10 protein-coding genes and 1 pseudogene are annotated in these 8,423 nt (G+C 68.5%); all 11 read left to right on the top strand.

Annotation, left to right across the window (positions count from 1 at the left end; all coding sequences use genetic code 11):
- Window positions 1-899 (top strand): annotated as a pseudogene (locus tag E3T33_RS15305) (hypothetical protein); the annotation flags it as partial.
- A gap of 70 nt (window positions 900-969) precedes the next feature.
- Entirely contained in the window at window positions 970-1,908 is a 939-nt protein-coding gene (locus tag E3T33_RS12455; protein ID WP_092322734.1) for a metal ABC transporter substrate-binding protein, read from the top strand.
- A 7-nt stretch (window positions 1,909-1,915) separates the two neighbouring features.
- The gene (locus E3T33_RS12460) at window positions 1,916-2,695 is read left to right on the top strand and encodes a metal ABC transporter ATP-binding protein (protein WP_241982937.1); all 780 of its coding nucleotides are present in this window, start codon (window positions 1,916-1,918) and stop codon (window positions 2,693-2,695) included.
- Complete coding sequence (locus E3T33_RS12465) at window positions 2,696-3,562, top strand: metal ABC transporter permease (RefSeq protein WP_198417101.1); 867 nt, start codon at window positions 2,696-2,698, stop codon at window positions 3,560-3,562.
- Window positions 3,562-4,368 carry a metal ABC transporter permease gene (locus E3T33_RS12470; protein ID WP_092322736.1) on the top strand — a complete coding sequence of 269 codons (807 nt, stop codon included), beginning with the start codon at window positions 3,562-3,564 and terminating at the stop codon, window positions 4,366-4,368. Before E3T33_RS12465 ends, E3T33_RS12470 begins: the two co-directional genes overlap by 1 nt.
- Complete coding sequence (locus E3T33_RS12475; protein ID WP_092322738.1) at window positions 4,365-4,790, top strand: transcriptional repressor; 426 nt, start codon at window positions 4,365-4,367, stop codon at window positions 4,788-4,790. Before E3T33_RS12470 ends, E3T33_RS12475 begins: the two co-directional genes overlap by 4 nt.
- Before the next feature lie 132 nt (window positions 4,791-4,922).
- On the top strand, window positions 4,923-5,159 hold the full coding sequence (gene rpmB / locus E3T33_RS12480; RefSeq protein WP_092322739.1) for a 50S ribosomal protein L28: 237 nt from the start codon (window positions 4,923-4,925) through the stop codon (window positions 5,157-5,159).
- On the top strand, window positions 5,159-5,326 hold the full coding sequence (gene rpmG / locus E3T33_RS12485) for a 50S ribosomal protein L33 (RefSeq protein ID WP_092322741.1): 168 nt from the start codon (window positions 5,159-5,161) through the stop codon (window positions 5,324-5,326). Before rpmB ends, rpmG begins: the two co-directional genes overlap by 1 nt.
- A gap of 2 nt (window positions 5,327-5,328) precedes the next feature.
- Entirely contained in the window at window positions 5,329-5,634 is a 306-nt protein-coding gene (gene rpsN, locus E3T33_RS12490; protein WP_092322742.1) for a 30S ribosomal protein S14, read from the top strand.
- Window positions 5,635-5,895: 261 nt separating this feature from the next.
- Entirely contained in the window at window positions 5,896-6,183 is a 288-nt protein-coding gene (locus tag E3T33_RS12495) for an HU family DNA-binding protein (RefSeq protein ID WP_092322744.1), read from the top strand.
- 112 nt (window positions 6,184-6,295) lie between these two features.
- Window positions 6,296-8,272 carry a cytochrome c oxidase assembly protein gene (locus E3T33_RS12500; protein ID WP_134575434.1) on the top strand — a complete coding sequence of 659 codons (1,977 nt, stop codon included), beginning with the start codon at window positions 6,296-6,298 and terminating at the stop codon, window positions 8,270-8,272.
- Window positions 8,273-8,423: the final 151 nt, after the last annotated feature.

The raw sequence follows: 8,423 nt of genomic DNA on the forward strand, positions 1-8,423 counted from the left end.
CGGCGCTGGGCGCGGCCCGGCCGTCGGCCGTGCTCGCCCTCGGCGCCGCGTTCGCCGGCGAGGAGCGCCTGGCCTGGAAGGTCCGCGCCGCCGCCACCGGCGTCCAGCTGCCCGGCGGGGGGCAGGTGCTCTTCCCGGCCAGCCTGCTCGTTGCCTTGTACGGAACGCCGGGGACGTCGGCGCTCGGCGTGCTCGGCGAACAGGAGCTTCCGGCGGCGATCATCCGGGCCAGGAGCACGGCGAGCCAGTACGCGGAGCACACCGAACGCACCGTCGTGCCGATGATGGAGATCATCGCCACGGTCGCCGCCGGGGCGGAGGGGGCCGACGGGAACTACTCCAACGAGCTCTCCGCCGACCGCCTCCGACCGTGGGTCGAGGCAGCGGGCAAGGCCGGAATGTACGTGGTGCTCGACCTGCAGCCGGGGCGCACCGACTTCCTCACCCAGGCGAAGCGGTACGAGTCACTGCTCGTGCTGCCCCACGTGGGACTCGCCCTCGACCCGGAGTGGCGGCTCGGCAAGACCCAGCGGCACCTCGAGCAGATCGGATCGGTGGACGCCGCGGAGCTCAACACGGTGATCACCTGGCTCGCGGACCTGACCAGCACGCACGCGCTGCCACAGAAACTGGTCGTGCTGCATCAGTTCAGCCTGAAGATGATCCGGAATCGCGCCAGCCTCGACACCTCCCGCCCTGAACTCGCCCTCCTCCTGCACGTTGACGGGCTCGGCGGCCAACCGGCGAAGCAGGCCACCTGGCGGGCCCTGCGCGCCGGCGCGCCGGCCGGCATCTTCTGGGGCTGGAAGAACTTCATCGACGAGGACCAGCCGATGCTCACCCCGGCACAGACCATGGCGCAGGTCGCGCCGAGCCCGGACCTCATCACCTACCAGTGACCCGCCCTCGGGTCCTTTGACCCGGACTAATGGTTTTGACAATCATTATCAATAAGCGTAGTGTCGCACCGTGAGACCCAGACACCTGTCCCTTGCCGCCCTCGTGGCCGCGGCCGTCGTCCTGCTCTCCGGCTGCGGTACCGACCCGGACGCGTCTGACGCCGGGCTCGAGATCGTGGCAACGACCACGCAGGTAGCCGATTTCACCCGCGAGGTCGTCGGCGACACGGCCCACGTCGCGCTCACCCAGCTCGTCCGGCCCAACCAGAGCGTCCACGCCTTCGACCCGTCGGCCGCGGATCTGACCGCGCTCGGGCGGGCCGACGTGCTCGTCGTCAACGGCATCGGGCTCGAAACCTGGCTCGACGACGCCATCGAGGCATCCGGCTTCGACGGTGTCACGATTGACGCCAGCGAGGGGATCTCCCTGTTGGAAGACGACAATCCGCATGTCTGGACCGACCCGCGGAATGCTGACGCCATGGTGAACACCATCGCCTCGGGGCTTGGCAACGCCGACGCGCCGAACGCCGAAGCGTTCGACGCCAATGCGACGGCCTACGCGGACAAGCTCACCCGGCTCGATGACTGGACCCGCGCCAACGTGGACACCGTCCCCGCGGGCGATCGCCTGCTGGTGAGCAACCACGACGCCCTCGGCTACTTCACCGCCGCCTACGGCATCACCTACGTCGGATCCGTCATTCCGAGCTTCGACGACAACGCCGAGCCCAGCGCAGCCGAGATCGACAAGCTCGTGGCCGCGATCACCGCGACGGGCGTCAAGGCCGTGTTCTCCGAGGCGTCCCTCGACCCGAAAGCCGCGCAGACCATCGCGAGCGAGGCCGGGGTGCGTGTCTACTCCGGCGAGGATGCCCTCTACGTCGACTCGCTCGGCCCGGCCGGAAGTGAGGGAGAGACCTACCTCGCGGCGCAGGTGCACAATGTCATCGTCGTTCTCGAATCCTGGGGCGTCACACCCAGCCCCGTCCCGGCCGAGCTGGGATAGTGGTGCTGTGAACGAGAACCCTCCCGATCCGGCGCCCGCACTGGCGGTCTCCGGCGCCTCCTTCAGCTACGGCCGCGGGCCCGCCCTGGAGGACATCACCTTCGAGTTGCGACCCGGCGAAGCCGTTGCCCTGATCGGCCCGAACGGCTCGGGAAAATCAACGCTGCTCAAGGGCGTCCTCGGGCTGGTCCCGCGGGTCAGTGGCACCGTCACGGTGCTCGGCCAGTCCGCGGCGCCCGCCGGCTCGGTCGGCTACGTTCCCCAGACCGAAGACATTGACCCGCACTTCCCGATCACGCTCGAGCAGGTCGTCATGATGGGCCGCTACCGCTCCCTCGGCTGGCTGCGCCTGCCGTCCCGGCGTGACCGCGACGCGGTAGCGCACGCCCTGGAAACGGTGGGCCTGGGGCCGCTGGCGAAGAGCCGATTCGGTCAGCTTTCCGGCGGACAACAGAAGCGGGGCCTGCTCGCGCGGGCCGTCGTATCCGGCCCCCGCCTGCTGCTGCTCGACGAACCATTCAACGGCCTCGACCAGGAGAACCGCGACGCCCTGATCGGCACCATCGACCGGCTGAAGGCGGGCGGCCTCGCCGTGCTCGTGTCGACCCATGACCTGGAGCTCGCCCGGGCCGTCTGCGAAGAGGTGTTGCTGCTCAACGGCAGCCAGGTTGCCTTCGGACCGCGCGACGAGGTGCTGACCCTCGACAACGTGCAGCGCACCTTCCAGGACGTGGGCGTGGAGATGGACGAACACACCGTCGTCGTGCCCGGGCACGAGGGCCACTAGGTGGACCTCGCCGGCTTCCTGTTCGACGGCTTCGCGCTGCCGTTCATGGCCCGCGCGCTGGCCGTACTCGCCGCACTCAGCCTTGTCGCCGGGGTGGTCGGGGTGCTGGTCAACCTGCGCGGACTGGAGTTCATCAGCGACGGGCTCACCCATGCGGTCTTCCCCGGAATAGCCATCGGCTTCGTCTGGAGCGGGCAGGACGGACTCTTCGTCGGCGCGCTGATCGCCGCACTTGTCGCCTCCGTCGCCCTGACCCTGATCGCGCGCAGCAAGGTGCCGACGGATGCCGCCATCGCGGTCGTCTTCACGGCCATGTTCAGCATCGGCGTCGTCGTCGTTTCCCGTGAAGCCAACTACGCCGGGCAGCTCGAGCAGCTCCTGTTCGGGCGCCTGCTGACCGTCGGCCCGGCCGAGGTCGTGCAGACGATCGTGATCTGCGGCGTCGCCCTCCTGGTCGTGGCGCTCACCCTCAAGGAACAGGTCTTCCGGGCCTTCGACCACACCGGGTTCTCCGCGGCCGGCTATCGTCCGCTCCTGCTCGACCTGATGCTCAACGGTGCGATCGCCCTCGTCGTCGTGGCGGCGACGAGTGCGGTCGGCAACCTGCTCGTGCTCGCCGTGCTGATCGTCCCCGGTGCGGTGGCGCGCCTCCTCACCTCGCGGCTGTGGCTGCTCTTCCCCATCGCCGCGGTGTTCTCCGGGGTGGCGGCCTGGCTGGGGCTGGCGCTCGGCTATGCGGCATCCGTCGATCTCGGCATCGAGTTGTCGAGCGGCGCGACCGTCGTGCTCGTGCTGGTCGCGGGCTACGCCGTTGCTCTCCTCGCCCGGATCCTTGTCGACCGGCTGCGCGGCAGGACGGAGCGGTGATGGGCTACTTCGAGAAGGCTCTCCTCGCCGCCCTCGTGATCGGGGCGCTCTCCGGGCTGGTGGGCTCACTCGTCGTGTTGCGCCAGCGCACGTTCTTCGCCCAGGCGCTCACCCACGCGACCTTCCCGGGCGCCATCGCCGCAGCCATCCTCGGGGTCAGCATCCCCCTGGGCGCGGCCGTTGCGGCCGTCGCCATTGTCGGCATCATGACCGTGATCGGAAGGGTCGAGCGGCAGGGAGCCCAGGTTGCGTCGGGCATCGTGCTCACCGCCGGGTTCGCCCTCGGCGTGCTCCTCCAGGCCCTGAACCCGTCGTTGCCCGTGCAGGTCGACTCCTACCTGGTCGGGTCGATCCTCACCGTGACGACCGGCGACGTGCTCCTGGCCGCCGGCGTGCTCCTTCTCGCCGTCGCCGTCATGGTCTTCCTGGGCAAGGAGATCCTCTTCTCCACCTTCGACAAGAACGGATTCCGCGCCGCGGGCTACCGGGAATGGCCGATCGAACTGCTCAGCCTCGCCCTCATCACGGCGACGGTGGTCACGGCGATGCCGGCCGTCGGCGCCATCCTCGCCATCGCGCTCATCGCGGCGCCCGCGGCCGCCGCGCGCCAGCTCGCCCGCACGACGACCCAGATCTTCGTCGCCGCGCCGCTGGTCGGCGCGGCATCCGGGGCCATCGGCGTGCTGCTCTCCCGCGCCCTTGACGTGGCGGCCGGGCCGGCGATCGCCCTCACGGCGGCCGGCTTCTTCCTGGCGGCCCTCGGCGTTCACCGGCTCGGCCGGGCGCGGATACGGCCCCGAGCATGAAGCGAAACACCTGGCAGCGGGAAGCCGTGCGCGCGGCCCTCGACACGGCCGAGGGTTTCGTCAGCGCGCAGGGCCTGCACGCCACGCTGCACGCGACCGGCTCGCCGATCGGCCTCGCCACGGTGTACCGCGCCCTCGCCGACCTCGCCGCGGAGGGCGCCGCGGACTCCCTGCAGTCGCCGGAGGGCGAGAGCCTGTACCGGGCCTGCACGAACGACCACCACCACCACCTGATCTGCCGAAACTGCGGCCTGACGGTGGAGATCGAGGCGGATGCCGTGGAGATCTGGGCCAAGAACGTGGCCGCAGAGCACGGCTTCAGCCAGGCCGCCCATGTGGTCGACGTCTTCGGCCTCTGCGCCACCTGCGCCCCCGTCGCCCCCTCGCCGGGCCGGTTTGCGCGAGGCGCGTCGAGGCCGTAGAGTTGACCGTTGCTGCGCACATCCGTGCGTGCATTGCCGCAACGTGCCGCTCCCCACCAGGGAGAGCGCGGGCGTTCCGGCCGACAAGAGATCTTGGGAAGGGCATTCGCCCTTCGGTAATGGAGGAAAACCATGGCAGCTGTCTGCCAGGTGACTGGAGCCGTTCCCGGCTTCGGACACAACATTTCGCACTCGCACCGACGCACCAAGCGTCGCTTCGACCCGAATGTTCAGAAGAAGACATATTACGTACCCTCGCTCCGCCGGAACGTCACGCTGACCCTGTCGGCCAAGGGCATCAAGGTCATTGACGCACGCGGCATCGAGTCCGTCGTCAAGGACGTACTCGCTCGTGGGGTGAAGATCTAATGGCAAAGCAGCATGACGTCCGTCCGATCATCAAGCTTCGTTCGACCGCCGGAACGGGTTACACCTACGTGACCCGCAAGAACCGTCGCAACGACCCCGACCGTCTCGTACTCAAGAAGTACGACCCCGTAGTGCGCAAGCACGTTGACTTCCGTGAGGAGCGCTAAAAATGGCGAAGAAGAGCATGATTGCCAAGAACAACCAGCGCAAGGTAATCGTCGAACGATACGCCGCCAAGCGCCTCGAGCTGAAGAAGGCTCTCATCGACCCGAACGGCACCGATGAGTCCCGTGAGGCCGCTCGCCTGGGCCTGCAGAAGCTCCCCCGCAACGCTTCGCCGGTGCGCCTGCGCAACCGCGACGCGGTTGACGGACGCCCTCGCGGCCACCTCAGCAAGTTCGGTATCTCGCGCGTTCGCTTCCGCGACATGGCGCACCGGGGCGAGCTGCCCGGCATCACCAAGTCCAGCTGGTAGCACCCCGGACGGCCGCGTGAGCGGTCCTCCGTAACGTCCTCAGGGGATGTCGACTTCGGTCGGCATCCCCTGAGTCGTTCCGCGCAGAGCGAAATAAAAGCGACTCGCCGGGGAAAAGCGCTCCGAAACGCCGGAAATCCGCGGAATTCCGCCGATCTCTGTTAGATTCAACGCGGTCGAACCGACCAGCGGAGAAGCTCCCCGGAGTCAATTCGTTCACCCTAACTACCTGTTTCTACGAAGGTCCGAGGAGGACACTCAATGGCTGACAAGTCGCTGAACAAGACCGAGCTCGTTGCCAAGGTTGCCGCAGACTCTGGCCAGAGCCAGACTGCCGTCGACAGCGTTCTGAACGCTTTCTTCGCAACCCTCGCCGACACCGTTGCACACGACGGCAAGGTCACCATCCCGGGTTGGCTCGGAGTCGAGCGCACCGCTACCGCCGCGCGCACCGGCCGCAACCCGCAGACCGGCGAAGAGATCCAGATCGCCGCAGGCCACCGCGTCAAGCTGACCGCCGGCAGCAAGCTCAAGGCCGCCGCCAAGTAGCATTCGGTACCTGCACGACAGACGGGCGTCGACTTCGGTCGGCGCCCTCTTCTGTGCCCGGGCGCGGATCCGGCCGCGAGCCGGGGCGGGCCCGCACGGTTAGGCTGGCTGGGTGCCTCGTCTTGTCCGCCTCATCGGTCCGGCAGCCCTGCTGCTGGTGGCTCTGCTCGCGACTCTCGCCGGGCTCGCGTATGGCGGCGGTGCGGCCGCGCAGCTCCTCGCCGACCCGGGCCCCGTGGTGCGATGGAGCCTGCCCATCGCCAAACTGCTGGTCAACCTCGGCGCGGCCGGCACGATCGGCGCCCTCGTGCTCACCCTCTTCGCGTTGAGCCCCGGGGAACGTGAGTTCAACACCGCGCTCGACTTCTCCGCGGCATCCGCAGCCGTCTTCACCGTCGCCTCGGCGCTCACCGGGTTCCTCACCTTCCTGCAGGTGACGAACGTCTCGCTCAGCTTCGATGACACGTTCAGCGCGACGATGGGCCAATTCTTCAGCCAGATTGAAATCGGCCAGGCCTGGCTCGGCACCACCCTGATCGCCGCCGGCGTCACGGTGCTCTGCTTCGCGGTGCGCAACCAGACCGCGATCGTCTTCGTTGCGCTCCTCGCGGTCGCCGCGCTCGTGCCGATGGCGCTGCAGGGGCACTCCGCGGGCGCGACCGGCCACGATCAGGCGATCACCGCACTCGGCGTGCACCTGCTGTTCGCCGCCGTCTGGCTGGGTGGGCTGCTGACCGTCCTCGTGCTGCGCGGCAGCCTCACGGGCGATCGTCTCAGCGTGGTCCTGTCCCGCTATTCTTCCCTCGCACTGGTCTCCTTTATCGTGGTCGCCGTATCCGGCTACGTCAGCGCGGAGCTCCGCGTCGGCAGCCTCGAGCGGATCTTCAGCCCCTACGGCGTGCTCGTGCTGGTGAAGGTGGCGGCGTTGGTCGCCCTGGGCGGCTTCGGTGTGCTGCAGCGCCGGTTCGTCATCGGCCGGATGACGTCCGGACGGTCGGACTCCCGCCCGTGGCTCTGGTGGCTCATCACCGCGGAACTGGCCTTCATGGGCCTGGCCTCGGGCGTCGCGGCCGCGTTGGCGAAGACGGCCACGCCGGTCGTGCAGGTCACCGCCGCGGAGATCCCCACCTCGACGCCGGCGCAAATCCTGACCGGGGAGCTGCTGCCGCCCGAACTCACCTTCTCCCGCTACTTCACCGAGTGGAATTTCGACCCCGCCTGGGTGTTCTTCTGCGCCTTCGGCATATTCTTCTACCTGGCCGGGGTGCAGCGACTCCGCCGCCGCGGCGACAGCTGGCCGGTGTACCGCACCGTGCTGTGGGTCCTGGGCATGCTGGCCTTGTTCTACATCACCAACGGCGGCGTGAATGTGTACGGCAAGTACCTGTTCTCCACCCACATGCTCGCGCACATGGCCCTGACGATGCTCGTGCCGGTGCTCCTGGTTCCCGGGGCGCCGGTCACGCTCGCTGCGCGCGCCATTCGCAAGCGCCACGACGGCAGCCGCGGTCCGCGGGAGTGGATCCTGCTCGCCGTTCACTCGAAGCCCGCCGGGATCCTGGCGCATCCGTTCGTGGCGGCCATCGTCTTCGCCGCATCGCTGTGGGTCTTCTACTACTCGGCGTTGTTCAGCTGGGCGACCACAGACCACATCGGCCACGAGTGGATGGTCGTGCACTTCCTGATCACGGGATACCTGTTCGTGCAGTCGCTGATCGGCATCGATCCCGTGCCGTACCGGCTGCCCCACGCATTCCGATTGCTGCTCCTGCTGGGCACGATGGCGTTCCACGCGTTCTTCGGGGTGGCGCTGATGACCGGGACCGGGCTGCTGCTTGCCGACTGGTACGGGGCCATGGGGCGCGACTGGGGCCTGAGCGCCATCGCGGACCAGCAGGCCGGCGGCGGCATCGCCTGGAGCATCGGCGAGATTCCGACGATCGCGCTGGCCATCGCGGTGGTGATCCAGTGGAGCCGCGGAGACGAGAAGGAATCCCGGCGCATCGACCGAAATGCGGACCGCACGGGCGACGCCGACCTCGAGGCGTACAACGCGCGGCTCGCGCGTCTCGCGGCGCACGACCGGTAAACGCCCCGGGCAGGTGGTCGGGCCCAGTGCCCGGCCCGGCGGCCAGGCTAGTTGTTGTTCCCACGGAGGTTGTGTGCGTGGCGTGAGCTAAAAAGGTGAGGACCTCCGGTATCGATTGGGTTACCACACTCAAGCCGATGCCACGGAGGCC

The sequence above is a fragment of the Cryobacterium sp. TMT1-2-1 genome (assembly GCF_004403955.1).
In the GTDB taxonomy this organism is placed as follows: Bacteria; Actinomycetota; Actinomycetes; order Actinomycetales; family Microbacteriaceae; genus Cryobacterium; species Cryobacterium psychrotolerans.

Bases quoted from the DNA above. Each gene is read 5' to 3' on its own strand.
- E3T33_RS12470 (WP_092322736.1), top strand. From the start codon at position 3,562: ATGGGCTACTTCGAGAAGGCTCTCCTCGCCGCCCTCGTGATCGGGGCG.
- E3T33_RS12475 (WP_092322738.1), top strand. From the start codon at position 4,365: ATGAAGCGAAACACCTGGCAGCGGGAAGCCGTGCGCGCGGCCCTCGAC.
- rpmB (WP_092322739.1), top strand. From the start codon at position 4,923: ATGGCAGCTGTCTGCCAGGTGACTGGAGCCGTTCCCGGCTTCGGACAC.
- rpmG (WP_092322741.1), top strand. From the start codon at position 5,159: ATGGCAAAGCAGCATGACGTCCGTCCGATCATCAAGCTTCGTTCGACC.
- rpsN (WP_092322742.1), top strand. From the start codon at position 5,329: ATGGCGAAGAAGAGCATGATTGCCAAGAACAACCAGCGCAAGGTAATC.
- E3T33_RS12495 (WP_092322744.1), top strand. From the start codon at position 5,896: ATGGCTGACAAGTCGCTGAACAAGACCGAGCTCGTTGCCAAGGTTGCC.